Annotated in this window: 16 protein-coding genes, 1 tRNA gene and 1 pseudogene; 8 read left to right on the top strand and 10 right to left on the bottom strand. The window is 68.5% G+C overall.

Annotation, left to right across the window (positions count from 1 at the left end):
• Positions 1 to 4: 4 nt before the first annotated feature.
• Positions 5 to 1297, top strand: a complete 1293-nt coding sequence (locus tag AC5RUF_RS06435; RefSeq protein WP_493998061.1) for a DUF58 domain-containing protein — start codon at positions 5 to 7, stop codon at positions 1295 to 1297.
• Between the two features lie 2 nt (positions 1298 to 1299).
• A complete protein-coding gene (locus tag AC5RUF_RS06430) occupies positions 1300 to 1974 on the top strand; it encodes a DUF4166 domain-containing protein (RefSeq protein WP_494130037.1) in 675 nt (224 codons plus the stop codon).
• A gap of 4 nt (positions 1975 to 1978) precedes the next feature.
• Here the strand turns inward: AC5RUF_RS06430 and AC5RUF_RS06425 are convergent, their stop codons facing one another.
• From AC5RUF_RS06425 to AC5RUF_RS06410, 4 genes and pseudogenes are all read right to left on the bottom strand, one after another.
• Positions 1979 to 3097, bottom strand: coding sequence for a uroporphyrinogen decarboxylase/cobalamine-independent methonine synthase family protein (locus AC5RUF_RS06425; RefSeq protein WP_494130036.1), 1119 nt, complete (start codon positions 3095 to 3097; stop codon positions 1979 to 1981).
• A 97-nt stretch (positions 3098 to 3194) separates the two neighbouring features.
• A pseudogene (locus AC5RUF_RS06420) lies at positions 3195 to 3581 on the bottom strand (chorismate mutase); the annotation flags it as partial.
• A gap of 73 nt (positions 3582 to 3654) precedes the next feature.
• Entirely contained in the window at positions 3655 to 4806 is a 1152-nt protein-coding gene (gene mnmA, locus AC5RUF_RS06415; RefSeq protein ID WP_493997134.1) for a tRNA 2-thiouridine(34) synthase MnmA, read from the bottom strand.
• Complete coding sequence (locus AC5RUF_RS06410; RefSeq protein WP_493997135.1) at positions 4803 to 6026, bottom strand: cysteine desulfurase family protein; 1224 nt, start codon at positions 6024 to 6026, stop codon at positions 4803 to 4805. Before AC5RUF_RS06410 ends, mnmA begins: the two co-directional genes overlap by 4 nt.
• Positions 6027 to 6142: 116 nt before the next feature.
• Between AC5RUF_RS06410 and AC5RUF_RS06405 the strand changes: the two genes are divergently transcribed.
• The 4 genes from AC5RUF_RS06405 (at position 6143) to AC5RUF_RS06390 (ending at position 9255) form a co-directional block, all read left to right on the top strand.
• Complete coding sequence (locus AC5RUF_RS06405; RefSeq protein ID WP_493997136.1) at positions 6143 to 6877, top strand: nucleoside/nucleotide kinase family protein; 735 nt, start codon at positions 6143 to 6145, stop codon at positions 6875 to 6877.
• A 72-nt stretch (positions 6878 to 6949) separates the two neighbouring features.
• Entirely contained in the window at positions 6950 to 7930 is a 981-nt protein-coding gene (locus AC5RUF_RS06400) for a J domain-containing protein (protein ID WP_493997137.1), read from the top strand.
• Between the two features lie 41 nt (positions 7931 to 7971).
• The gene (locus AC5RUF_RS06395; protein WP_493997138.1) at positions 7972 to 8439 is read left to right on the top strand and encodes a tRNA (cytidine(34)-2'-O)-methyltransferase; all 468 of its coding nucleotides are present in this window, start codon (positions 7972 to 7974) and stop codon (positions 8437 to 8439) included.
• A 15-nt stretch (positions 8440 to 8454) separates the two neighbouring features.
• The gene (locus AC5RUF_RS06390; protein ID WP_493997139.1) at positions 8455 to 9255 is read left to right on the top strand and encodes a class I SAM-dependent methyltransferase; all 801 of its coding nucleotides are present in this window, start codon (positions 8455 to 8457) and stop codon (positions 9253 to 9255) included.
• 22 nt (positions 9256 to 9277) lie between these two features.
• On the opposite strand, the gene AC5RUF_RS06385 is transcribed toward AC5RUF_RS06390, so the two are convergent.
• From AC5RUF_RS06385 to AC5RUF_RS06370, 4 genes are all read right to left on the bottom strand, one after another.
• Complete coding sequence (locus tag AC5RUF_RS06385) at positions 9278 to 10027, bottom strand: PIG-L deacetylase family protein (RefSeq protein ID WP_494130035.1); 750 nt, start codon at positions 10025 to 10027, stop codon at positions 9278 to 9280.
• Positions 10024 to 10971, bottom strand: coding sequence for an electron transfer flavoprotein subunit alpha/FixB family protein (locus AC5RUF_RS06380; protein WP_494130034.1), 948 nt, complete (start codon positions 10969 to 10971; stop codon positions 10024 to 10026). Before AC5RUF_RS06380 ends, AC5RUF_RS06385 begins: the two co-directional genes overlap by 4 nt.
• A 66-nt stretch (positions 10972 to 11037) precedes the next feature.
• Entirely contained in the window at positions 11038 to 11877 is an 840-nt protein-coding gene (locus AC5RUF_RS06375; RefSeq protein WP_493998261.1) for an electron transfer flavoprotein subunit beta/FixA family protein, read from the bottom strand.
• A gap of 193 nt (positions 11878 to 12070) precedes the next feature.
• Entirely contained in the window at positions 12071 to 13567 is a 1497-nt protein-coding gene (locus AC5RUF_RS06370) for a S1C family serine protease (protein WP_494130033.1), read from the bottom strand.
• A gap of 315 nt (positions 13568 to 13882) precedes the next feature.
• Here AC5RUF_RS06370 and AC5RUF_RS06365 point away from each other — a divergent pair, with 315 nt between their 5' ends.
• Entirely contained in the window at positions 13883 to 16078 is a 2196-nt protein-coding gene (locus tag AC5RUF_RS06365) for a TPM domain-containing protein (protein ID WP_494130032.1), read from the top strand.
• 104 nt (positions 16079 to 16182) lie between these two features.
• Complete coding sequence (locus AC5RUF_RS06360; protein ID WP_493998552.1) at positions 16183 to 16923, top strand: PspA/IM30 family protein; 741 nt, start codon at positions 16183 to 16185, stop codon at positions 16921 to 16923.
• A 33-nt stretch (positions 16924 to 16956) separates the two neighbouring features.
• Here the strand turns inward: AC5RUF_RS06360 and AC5RUF_RS06355 are convergent, their stop codons facing one another.
• Together AC5RUF_RS06355 and AC5RUF_RS06350 are read right to left on the bottom strand one after the other, a co-directional pair.
• A complete protein-coding gene (locus tag AC5RUF_RS06355) occupies positions 16957 to 17472 on the bottom strand; it encodes a DUF6328 family protein (protein WP_493998553.1) in 516 nt (171 codons plus the stop codon).
• Positions 17473 to 17567: 95 nt separating this feature from the next.
• Positions 17568 to 17644: transfer RNA gene (locus tag AC5RUF_RS06350), tRNA-Met, on the bottom strand.
• Positions 17645 to 17651: the final 7 nt, after the last annotated feature.

Below are 17651 nucleotides of genomic sequence, written 5' to 3'. Positions count from 1 at the left end.
CCGGATGGCTGTTTCCGGACGGTTGGTCCTGCTCGCCTTGCTGGGCGCAGGCGCCGTGTTCCTTTACCCCGGTGCTGTTTCCATGCTCCTGTGGCTGGGCCTGCTCGCAGCCGGGTCGGCCCTGGACCTGGTCCTGGCTGCCCCGGTGAGGGGGCTGCGGGTAGACCGGAGGCTTCCCGAGAGTGTGCGGCTGGGTGAACAGACTGCCGGCACCCTGGTGGTGCACAACCCCGGGAACCGGCCGTTGCGGGCTGTGATCCGCGATGTCTGGCAGCCCTCCGCCGGCGCCCGCGACCCCGAACAGAAACTGGCGGTTCCCCCCGGTGAGTCCCGTCGGATGGACGTGCATCTGGAGCCGGAGCGGCGGAGCGTGCTGGCCGGCGGAAAGGTAGGGGTGCGAAGCTTCGGCCCGCTCGGCCTGGCCGCCCGGCAACGTACCCTGAACGTGCCCGGCGAAATCCGGGTGCTGCCGCCCTTCCGGTCCAAGCGGCACCTCGCCTCGAAGCTGAGGCGGCTGCGCGAACTGGACGGCAACGCCTCCGTCCAGCTGCGCGGAGGCGGCACCGAGTTCGATTCCCTGCGCGAATACGTCCGCGGCGACGACGTACGCTCCATCGACTGGCGGGCCACCGCCCGCCGGCAGGAGACGGTGGTGCGGACCTGGCGGCCGGAACGGGACCGCCGGGTGATCATAGCCCTGGACACGTCCCGGACCTCGGCCGCCCGGATCGAGGACGAACCGAGGCTGGATACCGGTATTGAGGCGGCCCTCCTGCTCGGAGTGCTGGCCGGCAGCAGCGGGGACCGGGTGGACTTCCTGGCCTTCGACCGCCGCATCCGTGCCCGCGTGGATTCGGGCGGCAAGGGAAACCTGCTGGGCCGGCTGGCCACGGCCAGCGCCCCGCTGGTGCCGGAACTCATCGAAGCTGACTTCTCCCTGCTTCCGACTGCGGTCCGGCAGATCTCCGCCCACCGATCCCTCGTGGTGCTGATTACCGCCCTCGACTCCGGCGCACTGGAAGAAGGGCTGCTGCCGGTGCTGCCCCGGCTGCTGGAGAAGCACGTGGTGGTGGTTGCCTCAGTCCGGGATCCCGAACTGGACGGGCTCCGCCAAGCCGGCGGGACGACGTCGTCTGTATTCCGTGCCGCCGCCGCCGAACGTGCCCTGCTCGACCGGGCCGCCGTGAGTGACCAGCTGCGCTCCATGGGCGCCGAAGTGGTGGATGCCCCGCCGCACGACCTGCCGCCCCGGCTCGCCGATATGTACATCCGGCTCAAGGCCGCAGGGCAGCTGTAGCCATGGGCTCCGTGTACCGCGCCGTCCTGGGGCACGACTTCGCACGGCTGCAGCCGGAGCTCCAGGACTATTTCGGTCTGGACGACGGCGCAAAGCGTTTCGGCGAGGGCACGGGGGTCTTCAGCCGGGCCGGCTGTCCGCGGCCCTGGCTTCGGCCCCTGCTGCCGATGGTCCCGGTCGCCAACGCCTTCTTCCCCGACTACGGGCAGGACGTGCCGTTCAGCATCCGCAACTATCCGCACACAGACCCTTGGGGCAGGCCTGCCCTCACCGCCGTCCGGACCTTCCGGTTCCCCGGACGTCCGCGGGTCTTCGAAGACTCCACCGTGCTGACCGCACCCGGAACGCTCACGGATTACCTCGGCCGGCGGCGGAACCTCGCCACGGACCTGCTGCTGCGGGTCTCGGAGGACGGGCACCTGCACATGGATTCACCGGGCAGCCGCCTGTTCCTCGGCCGGCTGCGCCTGCCCCTGCCGCGCTTTGCGGGTGCGGATGCGCAGGTGGAACAGTGGTGGGACGCCGCCGGGCAGCAGTTCCGGATCCGTGCCCGGGTTATCCAGAAGCAGGTGGGCACCGTGTTTGAATACGACGGCGCGTTCACCTATGCGTACCGGGAGTTCGACGGCGCCCTCCCAGCCGGAGCAGAACCGGAACGCTGGGAACGCCGCACCTGACGGGTCAGCCCTCGGCCACCACCTGGTCCAGGGCCGAGGCGGTCTGCGTCAGCCGGGCCAGCACCTTCCGCGCCGCCTCCGGTGACAGGTCGGCCAGGTCCAGCCCGGGCGTCAGGCGGAGTGCCGGCAGGTCCTTCACCGCGAGGCCGAGCTTGCGCCAGGGGCGAAGGACCTTCTCCACCAGCTCGGTTACTTGGGGCAGCCCGGCGTCGCCCGGCGGAACCGGCAGCAGGCCCAGCCAGACCCGTTCCCCGTTTTCCACGGCCTCGGCGATGCCTTCCCAGTCACGGGCCTGCAGCCCGGCGGCGGACACGGCAATCCCCTGCGCCCCGGCCCCTCTGGCGAGTTCGAACGGCGACGGGGTGCCCGGCCGCAGCACAGCCCCGGCACGCGGCAGCGACAGGACAGTGCCGGCGCCGGCGGCACCCACCGCTTCGCAGAGCTCATGCCAGGCGGCGGAGACCTCTGCGGACGGAACGGACCGCAGCGTACGGTAGCCGCTGGCGGTGGGGATGCCCCCGGACAGGACGGCGGCTATCTCGGGTTCGTCCACCTGGACGGTGATCCGGGCACCCGGTGCGGAGGCTGCGGCGCGGGCAATGTAGTCCCCCACCCCGGCGGTCAGTGACTGCAGCAATTCGCGCCGGGCACCGGCGTCGGACAACGCACGTTCGCCGTTGTGCAGGTACAGGTTCGCGGCCAGTGAGAACGGACCCCGCAGGGAAATCTTCAACGCGCGGCCCACGGTTTCCTCCGCGCCGACCACGTCAGCCAGGGCGTTCAGGTCCTGGTTCAGCAGGGACACCGCACGCCGGTGGTCCTTTCCCGGACGTTCCACCAGCCGCCAGCCGTGCGGCTGGAGATCGACAAACAGGTCAACCAGCAGGGCGGCGGTGCGTCCCACCGCGTCCGCACCCGGGCCGCGCTGCGGCAATTCCACCAGGAACGGCAGGTGCGGGTCGCCAAGCTCGCCCCGGATGATGCGGCTGGCTTCCACCGGATCGTCGCCGGGCCAGCTGCCGCCGGCGGTGGCTGTAACGGTGCTGCCCGGCGTTTCCGGCCGGTCCGGCCTGGCGGCTTCCCCCTGCGGTTCCGGCCCGCCGGCGGACTCAGGCGTCTGCATCGGTTCCGGCGGCGTTGTTTTCGGTAGCGGCGTTGTTGCCGGCAGTGTTGTTGCCGGCCGCGTTGTTTTCGGCTGCCTGCGGGGAATCCGCCGCAGGACGTTCCGCCCCGCCATTGCGGGTCTGGGAAATGGCCTGATGGTGGCGGATGACCTCGCTGATGATGAAGTTGAGGAACTTCTCCGCGAAGGCCGGATCCAAGTGGGCATCCGCAGCAAGCCGGCGCAGGCGCGCTATCTGGGCCACCTCGCGGCCCGGGTCGGCCGGGGGCAGGTTGTGCTCCGCCTTCAGGTGGCCCACCCGCTGGGTGGCCTTGAACCGTTCGGCGAGCAGATACACCAGAGTGGCGTCAATGTTGTCGATGCTGCTGCGCATGGCAAGCAGCTCGTCCATGACGTCCTGGGCAACTTTCCCGGAGAGGGAACTCGCCCGCGGATCGAACTCCATGTCCGGTGATTCCGGTGATTCGCTTCTGCTCTGGCTCATTGGTCCAGTTTAGGCGGCAGCGGTGCCCGTCCCGCGCACGTTACGGACTCCCGCGCAGGTCGGCGCGCACGGCCTACGAAACTGCTGCCGGGTCCCATTCGAGCGAACGGGCGGAGTCGATGGTTGCCTGGCCGAGCACGCGGGTGCCCTGGTACAGCACCATGGACTGGCCGGGGGCCACCCCGCGCATGGGCTCGGCGAGCCGGACCACAAGCTCCGTGTGCACGGTTCCGGTGGCCTCGTCAGCGGTGTCTTCCATCCAGCCGGTGGCGGCAACGGGGTCGCCGTGCGCGCGGACCTGGACCATGCAGTCGAACGGCGTGCGGGCGTCGATCTCGGGGATCGGCCGCCCGGCCCAGGAAATCTTGATGCCGCGCATCTGGTCGATGTTCAGGAGCTTCTCCGGACCCACAACAACCTTGTTCTCCTTGGGCCGGATCTCCAGGACGAAACGCGGCTTGCCGTCGGCTGCAGGGGTGCCGAGTTTCAGGCCGCGGCGCTGTCCCACGGTGTAGGCATTGGCGCCGGGGTGGGTGCCGAGCTTGGCGCCCGTTTCATCCACGATGTCGCCCTCGGACATGTTGATCCGCTCTTCGAGCCAGCCGCGGGTGTCGCCGTCGGGGATGAAGCAGATGTCGTGGCTGTCCGGCTTGTTGGCGACGGACAGGCCGCGGCGCTCGGCCTCGGCCCGGACCTCGGCCTTGGACGGCGTTTCCGCCAGCGGGAACATGCAGTGCCGCAGCTGTTCTTCGGTGAGCACCCCCAGCACGTAGGACTGGTCCTTGGCCCAGTCGGCGGCGCGGTGCAGCTCCGGGTTTCCGTCCGCCGTAGTGATTACCTTGGCATAGTGTCCCGTGCACACTGCATCAAAGCCCAGCGCCAGGGCCTTCTCCAGCAGGGCAGCGAACTTGATCCGCTCGTTGCAGCGCATGCAGGGGTTCGGGGTGCGGCCGGCGGCGTATTCCGCCACGAAGTCGTCCACCACGTCTTCCTTGAACCGCTCGGAGAAGTCCCACACGTAGTACGGGATGCCCAGGATGTCGCAGGCACGCCATGCGTCGCGGGAGTCCTCGATGGTGCAGCAGCCGCGGCTGCCGGTGCGCAGGGTGCCGGGCATGCGGGACAGTGCCAGGTGGACGCCGACGACGTCGTGCCCGGCCTCCACTGCCCGTGCCGCTGCCACGGCGGAGTCCACTCCGCCGCTCATTGCTGCCAAAACCTTCATGAAGTAAAACCTGTTCCTGCTGTCTGGATGCTGCTTACGTGTCCGGCCATCCCGGCCTTCTTGGCCCGCTCATATGCTTCGGGCAATACCTGCAATAACGTGTCAACGTCTTCGGCGGTGGTTGTATGCCCGAGGCTGAACCGCTGCGCCCCGCGGGCCTGCGTTTCGCTCAGTCCCATGGCCAGCAAAACGTGTGAAGGGCGCGGCACACCGGCCGTGCAGGCCGAACCGGTGGAGGACTCCACACCGGCCAGGTCCAGGAGGAAGAGCAGTGAATCCCCCTCGCACCCGGGGAAGGTGAAGTGTGCGTTGCCCGGCAGCCGCCGTCCGCCGTCGGCGTCGCGGGGACCGCTCAGCACGGCGTCGGGAATGGCCCGTTGGACGCCGGTGATGAGGTAGTCCCGAAGCGTGCGCAGCCGTTCCGACTCGTCCGGCAGGTGCTCGACGGCGTCCTGCGCCGCCGCCGCAAACGCGGCAATCCCCGCGGTGTCCAGGGTGCCCGAGCGGATATCGCGCTCCTGGCCTCCCCCGTGAAGCACCGGCGTGAGCTTGACCGAGCGGCCCACCACCAGGGCACCGACACCCACCGGGCCGCCGATCTTGTGGGCGCTCAGGGCCATGGTGTCCAGCCCGGCAGCGCGGAAGTCCACGGGCACGGCACCGAAGGCCTGGACAGCGTCCGAATGCACCGGCACGCCGTATTCATGGGCCAGGGCCGCGAGCGCACGGACATCCTGCACGGTGCCGACCTCGTTGTTGGCCCACATCACGGTCAGCAGGGCCGTGCTGGCCGCGTGCTCTTCCAGCTCGCGGCGGACCGCGTCATGGGACACCACGCCCTCGGCGTCGACGGGGATCCACACCGGCACCGCGCCCTCGTGCTTCTCCAGCCATTCCACAGTGTCGAGAACGGCATGGTGTTCAATGCCGGAGACCAGGATCCGGGTACGGGCGGGGTCGGCGTCGCGGCGGGCCCAGAACAGGCCCTTGACGGCCAGGTTGTCCGCTTCGGTGCCGCCGGAGGTGAAGATAATTTCCGACGAATGGCACCCGGCGGCTGCAGCCAGGACCTCCCGTGATTCCTCCACCACCATCCGGGCACGGCGGCCGGAGCCGTGCAGCGAGGACGGGTTGCCGCTGCGGCTGAGTTCTGAAGTGAGTGCGGCGAGGGCCGAAGCCGAGATCGGCGTGGTCGCCGCGTGATCTAGATACACGGGCACCAACCAATTCTAGCCGCCATCCCGGGCGGGGCCCATTTCCTGAAACTGGGACTTTCCTGATGGTTGCCGCGGCGGCGGTTCCGGTCCGGCTTTCACTGACCGGATAGGGTCCTGTTATGCACGTTGCTGATACACCGGACCCGCTGGCTGCTGCCGGGCGGAACTGCGGACGGGCCGCGGTTATCGCAGGGCTGGCCGCGTTCCTGCGAACCCGGCAACCCGGGGAACGGCTGCTGGTGGCCGTGGACGGCGTCGACGGGGCCGGCAAAACCACATTCGCCGATGAACTGGCTTCCGCCCTCAGCGCCGGCGGCCCGCGCCGGATCCTTCGGGTAGGACTTGACGACTTCCACAATGTGCGCGAGGCCAGGTACCGGCTCGGCCGCAGCTCCCCCGAGGGATTCTGGCGCGATTCCTACAACCTGCGCCAGTTCACGGAGTACGTGCTGGCTCCCCTGTCATCCGGGATGCCCGTCTTCCGGGACCGTGGCCATGACCTGGAGACGGATGCCGTGCTGGATCCGGTCCCGGTTCCGGCAGCCGCGGACGCCGTCGTCGTTGTGGACGGAATGTTCCTTCACCGGGAGGAGCTGCGCGCCTTCTGGGATTTCTCGCTGTTCCTGGATGTGCCCTTCGAGGTGACGGCGGCCCGCATGGCATTGCGGGAAGGTTCCGGCGCCGTGCCTCCGAACGCCGTGCATCCGAACCGCGACCGGTACGTGGGCGGGCAGCAGCGTTACTTCGCGGCCGCCGATCCGGCTGCCCGTGCCGACCTGGTGTTGGATAACAGCCGGGAGGGGACACTTCGGGTCATTGCCGCCCGGGACGTGAGCTACCGGTTCGGGCCGTAATAGTCGCTAGAATTGCTCCACCATGCCGCCCGGCACCGCCTGACCCGTCCAACCGCCCCGAGAGGAACCGCCGTGAGCCCGTCACCCCGGACGCTCTATGAGGTCCTGGGTCTGGAGGCCGATGCTTCGGACGCGGACATCAGGTCCGCCTACCGGAAGGCGGCACGTGAGACCCATCCCGACCACGGCGGCGACGGCGAGCGCTTCCACCAGGTGTCCGAGGCCTACCGGACACTCTCCGACCCCGCCCGGAAGGCGGCGTACGACCGGCAGTTGGGCAACCGGACCGGTACCGGGGCCGCCGGGTCAGCGAGCAGCTCCGGCACCCGGGGAAATCCTGCCCGCCCGGCGGGAACGGCCGGAACGGGACCCGGCACCGGCAGGGCAGCCGGCGACCTCTCCCTTCCACCCGTTTTCGTACCGGACTTCTCCCCGCAGAACCCACCGCTGATCCCCCTTGCCCTTGCCGGCCAGCAGGTCAACGGCGCTCCCCGGCGGCCGGGCATCCTGTCCCGCTTCGGATCAGGCGCCGGCCGGTTCGACGCGGAAACCCGGACCATCCGTCTGCTGGAACGGGAACTGCTGGACGAGTATCCGGCCGGCCGGCTGGTCAACGGCCTGCACATCCCGGACGCAGGTCCGCGCGGCGGGAACCTGGACATCGGCCATGTGCTGCTGGGCGGTTACCGGATGGCGGTCCTTGGCTCGCTGCCGGCCTCGCCCGGGAACTACCGGTGGGACGGACGGCACCTGCTGCACCGCGGCCGGGAGGTGTCCACCCTCCGCCTTGCCGACGCCGTCCGCACCCTGCAGCTGCGCTTCCCCGGATGCAACGTGGCCGGCTGGCTTGTCCTGCACAGCCCCAACGGGAACCCCTTTGAACCGATCATCGATTACCCGCCCGCACTGGACAGGTCCGCCCCGGCCACCCTGCATATAGCGAACCCCGGCGGACTGGTCCGTGAGCTCCGTCGCTTCTTTGCCGAAGGCCCCGCTCCCACTACCGTCCAGCTGCCCGTGCTCGGCCCGCTGATTGACGCGTCGGCGCGTTGACGGTTGTCCCCGGGTACCGGCGCCGGGCTTAGGATGGAGCTGTGTTCCGCATCCTCTTTCATTCCCCCGAAATCCCGGGCAACACGGGAAACGCCATCCGCCTCGCCGCCATCACCGGCGCCGAACTCCACCTTGTTGAGCCGCTGGGCTTCAGCCTCGAGGATTCCAAGCTGCGCCGGGCGGGCCTGGACTATCACGACCTCGCTGTCCTCCATGTGCACAAGAGCCTCGAGGATGCCTGGAAAGCCCTGCAGCCCGAACGCGTATACGCGTTCACCTCGGACGGCGATACGTCCTACACGGATATCGAGTATCGTGCCGGAGACGTCCTGATGTTCGGCCGCGAGTCGGTGGGACTGTCCGACGAAGTGAAGAAAGACCCGCACGTCACCGCCCGGGTGCGGCTGCCCATGCTGCCGTCACTGCGCTCCCTGAACCTTGCCAATTCCGCCTCCATTGCCGTTTACGAAGCCTGGCGCCAGCACGGCTTCGCCGGTGCCCAGCTCTAGCTAAGGACACACCCCATGCCTGAACACCACATCGGCACTGTTTTCGACGACGGCGCCGCGGACTTTGAGCGCCTCGCACCGCCGCTGTGGAATCCCATGGGCAATGCACTGGTGGCGGCCGCGGACATCAGCCTGGGCGACCGGGTCCTGGACGCCTGCTGCGGCAGCGGAGCCACCACTATCCCTGCCGCACAGTTCGCCGGCCCCGACGGAGTGGTCGACGGCGTGGACCTCAGCGGTGAGCTGCTGGCCTTGAACCAGGCGAAGGCGGAGACCCTGTCCCTCAACGGAGTCCGGCTGGCCAAGGGGGACGTGGCCACATGGCAGTCCGACGTTCCCTACGACGCCGCGCTCTGCGCCTACGCCGTGTTCCTGCTGCCGGACATGGATGCCGCTGCCGCGCACATGGTCTCCCTCCTGCGCAGCGGCGGGCGGTTTGCCCTGAGTGTCTGGCAGGAGGGCGCCGGATCGCCGTTCAACGAACTCTTGTGGAAGGCCTGCCTGCAGGAACGGCCTGAACTGGCGGATACCCCGCAGCCCAAGGCGGACAACCTGCAGCGCGTGAACACGCCGGAGAAACTCACGGCGTGGCTCCAGTCCCTCGGCCTGACGGACATCACGGTGACTCCGACACCGGGACGGGTCCAGCTGAACGGTTCGCTGGCCTGGTCACTGGTCCTCGGCAGCGCGTTCCGCTCCCAGCTGCCCACGGACCCCGCGGCCGTGGAACGGGTCCGCACGGCTTTCCTGGCCGAACTCGGCGACGATTTCGAACTGAACACCGACACCCTGATCGCCACGGCCGTGCGCAGCTAGCGCCCTTTGGGCGGCGCCCGGCCTAGAACCCGGCGATCGTGTCCGGGGTATTGACGCCGACCACGTGGAAAACCTCCGCGCTGGTGCCCTCGGGCAGGCCGTGGCGGCGGGCGTTGTCCTGCAGGAACCGGCGCACCGAGGCATCCATGCCCTCAATGTCCGGGTGCTGGCTGGCGTGCACGCGGATGGCTGCCAGCTTGGTATCCACGGTTGCCGTGACGTCCACGGCCCGGTTCTCGCGTTCCCGCGGCGCACCGTAGAACCACAGCCACGGGACCTTGTACGCTTCCAGTCCCTGCCCTGCCAGTACGGGATAGGCAAAGGGGTTTTCCGCTGCCGGATACACCGCCCGGGTGACAATCTCGCCGCAGGCAAGATGGTCCGGGTGGCTGGCCTGGATCCGCTCCCAGTTGCGTTCCGGGTGCATGGAGAGCACGACGTCGGGGCGCACCCGGCGGATCTGGGCAACCGCTTTGGCGATCACCGCGTGGTTGGCCTCCAGGTAACCGTCCCGCTCGCCCAGGAACACCACCTCGCGGGCACCCACCCGGCGGGCCGCGGCGCGCTGTTCCTCGTTGCGCAGCTCGCTTACCCCGGTGCGGTCGGCCGGGTCGAAGCCTCCGGCGTCTCCGGAGGTCATGATGCAGTAGGTGATCTCGGCGCCGTCGGACGCCCACCGGGCCAGGGTGCCCGCGGCACCGAAGTCGATGTCATCCGGGTGCGCGGCAAAGGCCAGCACCCGGCGGGGCACCGGAGCCGGGTCCATACTCATGCCCTGCGCTTCCGGATCTCTGCGGCGGCCTGCGGGAGGACGGAAAACAGGTCTCCCACAACGCCGAAGTCGGCGATCTCGAACACCGGGGCGTCGGCATCCTTGTTGACGGCGACAATCACCTGGGCCGTCTGCATGCCGGCCTTCTGCTGGATGGCACCGGAGATGCCGGCGGAAATGTACAGCTGCGGGGAAACCGTCTTGCCGGTCTGCCCCACCTGCGCCGAGTGCTCGATCCAGCCGGCGTCCGTGGCGGCACGGGAGGCACCCACTGCGCCGCCGAGCAGGTCCGCCAGTTCCTCCACCGGGCCGAAGTCACCGTCCATGCCGCGGCCGCCGGCCACGATCACCCGTGCTTCTGCAAGCTCCGGGCGTCCGCTGACCCGCTTGCCGGTGCGGCCGGTAATCCGTGCGGCAGGTCCCGTTTCGGGGACCGGGAGCTCGATGGCCTGCAGTGCCCCGCCGTCGGAAGCCGGCTCCGCAGGCTCCACGCTGTTGGCCTTGACCGTGATGATGGGGGTTCCGGTCCGGACCCGGCAGGTAGACGTGTATGAACCGGCCAGCACCGACTTGGTCACGGCGAGGTCCGGGGCAACGGCCACGGCGTCGGTAATCACGCCCGAACCGAGCCGGATACCGGCCCGCGCCGCGATTTCCCGGTCCTCGAAGGAGTTGCCCAGGAAGATGGCCGCAGGTTGTTCGGCCTGTGCGGCCTCGGCCAGGAAAGCTGCCTTGGCGGCGACCAGGACACCGTCCAGGTCTCCGGCCGGTTCGTAGGCCTTGCGCACGCCGTCGGCGGCCAGCGCCTCCCGCACGCCGGGATCCAGCGCACGGGCGGCCACCACCACAGGTTCACCGACAGTGCGGGCCAGGGTCAGCAGCTCGCGGGCAGCACGCGGCAGTGGCAGGGCGGGGACATCTAGGAAAACGAGGACGGACGCCATGGGATGCGCTCCTTCGGGATGTGTGCGGCGGCACGCGGAACGCGCCGGTCCAACGAAGTGGTGGGTCTAAATCAGTTTCTGCGCGGCGAGGTAATCCACCAGCTGCACGCCGGCCGTTCCGTCGTCGGTGATGATGGTTCCCTGTGAGCGCGGCGGGCGGGGCGCCGATGCGGCGACGGCGGTCCAGGCCCCGTCCCGGCCAACCTGGGCAGGCTCGACGCCGATGTCGGCCAGGGTGAGCACGGTGACTGTTTTCTTCTTCGCGGCCATGATGCCCTTGAAATTCGGGTAGCGCGGGTCATTGGCCTGGTCCGTCACCGAGACCAGGGCGGGCAGCGGCGCCTCAACGGTCTCCGTAAAGGAGTCCCCGTCGCGCCGGGCCTTCACAAGGGGGCCGCCTGCCGCATCCACAACCTCGAGGTCGGCGGCAAAGGTCACCTGCGCGCACTGCAGCCGCTCGGCCAGCTGGGCCGGAACCAGGGAGGTCTCCCCGTCCGTGGAGGACATGCCGGTGATGACCAGGTCCACCGGTCCGTCAGCGGCCGCGACGGCCCGCACTGCAGCAGCCAGGGCGAGGGAGGTCCCGGCGGCGTCGGAGCCGGCCAGGGCATCGTCGGTAACGTGGACGCCTGCGTAGGCGCCGATCTGCAGGGCCTTCTTCACGGCGTTCACGGCCGCGGCCGGGCCCATCGACAGGGCGGTCACCCGGTTGCCGGCGCTTTCGCCGCCGCGCGCCTCGGACAGTTGCAGGGCGGCTTCGAGCGCGTATTCGTCCAGTTCGGAAAGGATGCTCTCGGAGCGGTCCAAGGTATGGTCCGGGCCGGTAAGGTGCCGGTCGAACTGTGTGTCCGGGACATGCTTCACCAAGACGACTATGTTCAGCGGACGGTTGGCTGACTCCTGCATTCCGGCCTTTCCGGTAGGAAAATCGGTTCCCGGCGGCTTGGAAATCCTCCCGCCGACGCGCGCCGCCGGTGGGACGGCGCGTTTAAAGCTAATCACACCCGGGGGGTTCAATGCCGCCCGGACAGCGGCGGGGGCCGCCCCCGGACAGTTCCGGAAGCGGCCCCCTCCTGCCGCAGTGCGTGCCCCGTGCGGGTTACTGCTGGGAAGAATCCCCCAGGGTCGTCTCCGTGCTGTCGGCCTTCCCGTCGCGGGTGTAGTCAATGGTGACCTTACCGCCCGCGGGCTGCATGCGGATGGCCGCGGTCAGCGACTGGGCATCCGTGACCGGGATGCCGTTGACCGAGGTGATCACGTCACCCTCCTTCAGCCCCGCCTTGGCGCCCGGCGAACCGGAAACCACCTCGGCGACGTCTGCGCCCACCGTGAAAGTGGAGTTGGAGTTCGACGCCGTGGCGGGCTTGACGGACACGCCCAGGTACCCGTGGGTGGCGGCACCGTTGTCGATGATCTCCTGGGCAACCCGTTCGGCGTAGCTGATCGGAATGGCGAAGCCCACGCCGATGCTGCCGCTTTCCTCCCCTGCCGTGCCGGACGCTGCGGAGGCAATGGCCACGTTCACCCCGATGACTTCGCCGTTGGTGTTCACCAGCGCGCCGCCGGAGTTGCCGTGGTTGATCGCGGCATCGGTCTGCAGCACATTCAGGAAGATGGAGCTCTCCCCTGAACTCTGGCTCTGGGACGAACCATCCGGCGGAGCGAAACGGAACCCGTTGCCGTCATCTTCGGGCACTTCAGAGGAGTCGGAATCCGACTCGGGAGCTGCGGAGGACTGGACGCTGATGGTCCGGTTGAGTGTGGAGACAATCCCGTCGGTGACGGTGCCTGCCAGACCGAGCGGGGCACCGATGGCAATCACGGTATCGCCCACATTGAGCTTTTCGGAGTCGCCCAGGGCCGCAGGCGTCAGGTCCCGGGCGTCCACCTTGATGACCGCCAGGTCGGACACCGGATCCGTGCCCACCACGGTTGCGGAGAGGACCCGACCGTCGGAGGTCTGCACTTCCACGTCCGGATCGGCTGCCGTGCCGCCCAGGGTCACCACATGGGTGTTGGTGAGGATATGCCCGTCGTTGTCCAGGATGATCCCGGAACCGGTGCCGGTGCTGCCCGAAGCAGCAACTTCAATAGTCACCACGCTCGGGGACGCCTTAACCGCGGCCGCGGTGACGGCATTGACGCTGTCCTTGTTGTTCACCACCACGGTGTTGGACTGGCCGGCCTGGCCCGCACCGGCCGCGCCGTCGTCCAGCAGCTGGTTGGCTCCGACGGCGACGCCGCCGCCGAGAAGCCCGGCCAGTACCATTCCGGCCACGAGGGTTCCCGCGCCGAACTTCTTCGCACGGCCCTGGTGGGCCGGCGGCGGGCCGGCAGGGGCCTGGAAGGTGGAGGCAGAGGACCCGTAGAAGGCTGACCCGCCGGGCGCAGCCGGCTGTCCGGCGGAGGCCGTATCGGTGTTGTCATAAGATGTGCTGCCATTGGACCCGGCCGGTCGGGTTGACGGTTCGGCGGGCGGCTGGCCCGGCAGGTCCGTCCGGTGTCCCTGCGCGGCCCCTGAGTACGACGGCGGTGCCGGCGGCCGGGGAGGCAGGTGGCGCTCAGGGCCGTCGGTTTCCCCGTGTTGCTCAGTCATGTGGGTGTCCTTTCAAAGTTCGGTTTACCCATGGTGTAGCCACAACCTTTATGTATCCACTATGACAGTGCTTTCTGGGACATACGGGGACGGATGCTGGGCGTCGGCTGTGAACATCCCGAATACGGCGCCGGCCCAGGAACGGGAAAACGGCAGGTCAGAGGGGGGTACGGCAGCACAGGCGGGTGTTGCCGCGGCAGTCAGTCCGTGGTGGACGCGGTATGGGGCTGCCCCTAGAATCGGTACCAAGGCCCGCAGGCCGCACATGGGCCGGCGGCGCCTGCAACCGAGCGGGAAATAACCAAAGGATACTTTATGCGGTCACGGAACAGGTTGGGGGCCGTGCTTGGCCTGAGTGGATTATCGATCCTGGCCCCCGCCGCCGCGTATGCCGGGCCCGACGCACCGGTCCCGGCCGGCGCGGCCCCCGCCGCGGTTGTACAGGCCGGTCCGCACACTGCAGCCGGTCCACACAGCGCCGCCGGGCCGCTAACCGCAGCGCCTGCCACCGTCCGCTCCGTCCTTCCCTCCGAATCCCCCGTCCGCATCCCGCCCGGCCAGGTTGTGGTGGACCCGGACAATGTCCTGGGCGGGGACGCCTCCGAGGTGCAGCAGGCCATCACCGACGTGCAGCGGAACACCGGTTACACCCTCTACGTGGTGTACGTCGATTCCTTCACTGATCCCTCCGATCCCACCGCCTGGTCCCGGGAGGTCGTCGAAGCCAAAGGCATGGGCAGCAAGGAGGCGCTGCTGAGCATTGCCACGGAAGAGCGCAAGATCGAGGTGGCGACCGGCGACCAAAGCGTGCTGAACCAGGCACGCCGCAATGCCATCCTTGCCGCTGCCACCAATCCGCTGCTCGGATCGCAGGACATTTCCTCCGCCCAGTGGTCCGCCGCCGCACTCAATGCCGCCGATTCCCTCGAAGACATTGCGCGGGGCGGGGACGGCGAGGTCTCCTCCTCCGGATCCGGCGGCGGCATAAGCGCGGCTCCCCTGGTGGTGGGCGGCGTGGTGGTGGCCGGCGGCGTCGGAACGGCCCTGCTGCTGCGCAACCGCCGCCGCAAGGCTGTGGCGGCCTCCCCGGCGCAGCAGCAGGGTCCGGCCGCTCCGACGGATCCGCTGGACACCCTGAGCGTGCCGGATCTGCGCAAACGGGCCGGCAGCCTGCTCGTGGCGGCCGACGACGCCATCAAGTCCAGTGAGCAGGAACTGGCCTTTGCCATGGCTGCGTACGGCGAGGATGCCGTCACCACCTTCTCCGAGGACCTGGCGGCTGCCCGGAACCACATGGGTGAATCCTTCAAGCTGCAGCAGCAGCTGGATGACCACATTCCGGATACCGAGCAGCAGCAGCGCGCCTGGCTGAAGGAAATCATCCGCCGGTGCGAAGCGGTGAACGATTCCCTGCAGGCGCACAAGGAGGAATTCGATGCCCTCCGGGAACTTGAAAAGAACGCGCCTGCCGCGCTGGCTGCGGCCCAGGCAGCGGCCGACCAGGCCGCGTCCCGCCTGAGCACCTCCGCCGCGGCCCTCGATTCGCTGCGGAGCCGGTACGCCGCGTCGGCGGTAAACCAGGTCAGTGACAATATCGACCAGGCCAATGAACGGCTTGCCTTTGTCGCCAATGCCGCCGCAACCGCCAATGAAAAGCTCGGTGAGGGTGATACGTCTTCGGCAGTGGTCTCGGTGCGGGCCGCGGAAGAGGCTGTCCACCAGGCCAATGTCCTGCTGGATGCCATCGACAAACGCGGCAAGGAACTGGACGGGGCGCGGGAGGAACTGCAGCGGGCGGTGGCCGATGCGAACCAGGACCTGGTCCAGGCGGAGGCCTTCGCGACCGGCGGGACCCAGCCAGGACTGGCCGGGCCGGCGGCGGGTGTACGGAACGCCCTGGAAGCCGTGCGCCAGGCAACCGCTGCCGGACCGATTGATCCGGTGGACCTCCTGCGGCGACTGGAAACCGCCAACGGCCAGCTCGACACCGCCCTCGAAGGCATCCGCGACCGCCAGGAGCAGGAGCGGCGTGCCCGTGACTCCCTGCAGCACGCCATCATGGCGGCGCAGGCTCAGATCTCCGGTACCTCGGACTACATCCGGGCCCGCCGCGGCGGCGTCGGCAGCGAAGCACGTACCCGGCTGGCCGAAGCTGAGCGCAACCTGCAGCAGGCCGTGGCGCTGCAGGCCGGTGACCCGGTGAGTGCCCTTGCCTACGCCCAGCAGGCCAACGCGCTCGCTGCCCAGGCAGCCGACATGGCCCAGCAGGACGTCGACGGGTTCGGCGGCTTCGGCGGGGGCGGGTTCGGCGGCGGGGGCTACGGCGGACGCGGCGGCAACGGACTGGGCGGTGCCATCCTTGGCGGCATCCTGATTGATTCCATCCTGCGCGGCGGTTCGCATGGCGGCGGCTGGGGCGGCGGCGGGTTCGGCGGCTTCGGCGGCGGCGGATTCGGCGGCGGCGGGTTCGGCGGCGGAGGAGGCTTCGGTTCCTCCGGAGGGAACTTCTGACACCGGGCCCCAAAGGGCGGACAAGTACACAAAGATGTACCCGTAACGGTTTCATGGCGAACGCGGGCAATTTTCCGAACAGAGCAGATTGAAAGGCAGACACCGTGGTTAAGCAGTCGATTTTCGGACGTATCACCCAGCTGGCGAAGGCCAACATCAACGCAATCCTCGACCAGGCCGAGGACCCGCAGAAGATGCTGGACCAGATGGTGCGGGACTACAGCAACAACATCGCCGAGGCGGAGAGCGCCGTGGCGCAGACCATCGGCAACCTGCGCATGCTCCAGGACGATTACAACGAAGACATCCAGAACGCACAGAACTGGGGCAACAAGGCCCTTGCCGCCTCTCGCAAGGCCGACGAATTCCGCGCAGCAGGCAACACCGTGGATGCCGAAAAGTTTGACAACCTGGCCAAGGTCGCCATCCAGCGCCAGATCGCCTCGGAGAACGAGGCCAAGGGAGCCCAGCCCACCATCGCCTCGCAGGAGGAGATTGTCGAACGGCTCAAGACCGGCCTGAACCAGATGAAGGGCAAGCTGGACCAGCTCACCAGCAAGCGGGACGAGCTCATTGCCCGGGCCCGGAACGCTGCCGCGCAGACCCAGATGCACGATGCGATGAAGAGCATCGACGTGATGGACTCCACCTCCGAGGTGGGCCGCTTTGAAGAGAAGATCCGCCGGGAGGAAGCCAAGGTCCGCGGCGCCAACGAACTGGCTGCCTCCAGCCTGGATGCCCAGTTTGAAAGCCTTGAGGATCTGGGCGAGCAGACCGAGGTGGAGGCACGCCTGGCCGCGCTGAAGTCCGCTGCCGGGACCAAGCAGTCCGCGATCGAGGAGTAGCCTCTCCGCAGCGTGGGAAGGGGACGGACACCGCTAGCGGTGGCCGTCCCCTTCCTGTCGGTTGCGCAGTGCCCGGCGGCGCAACAGCCTCGGCAGGAGCAGCCACAGCAACGCCACCACCAGTGCCACTGCCGATGCGCCCAGCGCCCCGGCGGCGGTCGAGAGCACAATGTCGAAGATCAGCCCGACGGTCCCCACCAGGATCAATCCCACCAGCACGAGCGTGAACCGAAGCAACACATCCGCGTTGTTGACCAGATCGGGTTTGATGCGGCGCTGGAAAAAGGTCCGGTGCATCACCACGGTGGACATCAGCAGTGCCGTCACCAGGACCGACAGCACCACCAGGCACAGGTAGATTGCGGTCTGGACCGGGTTGAGTTCGGCAAACCGCTGCTGGAAAGGCAGCGTCAGCAGGAATCCGGTAAGGATCTGTATTCCGGTTTGAAGTACCCGCAGTTCCTGCAGCAGGTCCGTCCAGTTGCGGTCCAGCTTCTGCAACAGGGTCTCGCCGCGGTCCGGATCGCGCTCCACGGGACTGTTTGGCATACCGGAAGTGTAGTTCCCCGCAGTGTGTGCAAAGCCACAGGAAAAGCGAAAGTCCCCCAAGGTTCCGTTGCGGATCCTTGGGGGACTTTCCTATGTGGTTGCGGGGGCAAGATTTGAACTTGCGACCTCTGGGTTATGAGCCCAGCGAGCTACCGAACTGCTCCACCCCGCGGCGTGAT

It is taken from the genome of Arthrobacter sp. Y3224198 (assembly GCF_059090025.1).
The sequence above is the reverse complement of the archived record's forward strand: the minus strand, read 5'-3'. Positions and strand labels throughout refer to the sequence as shown.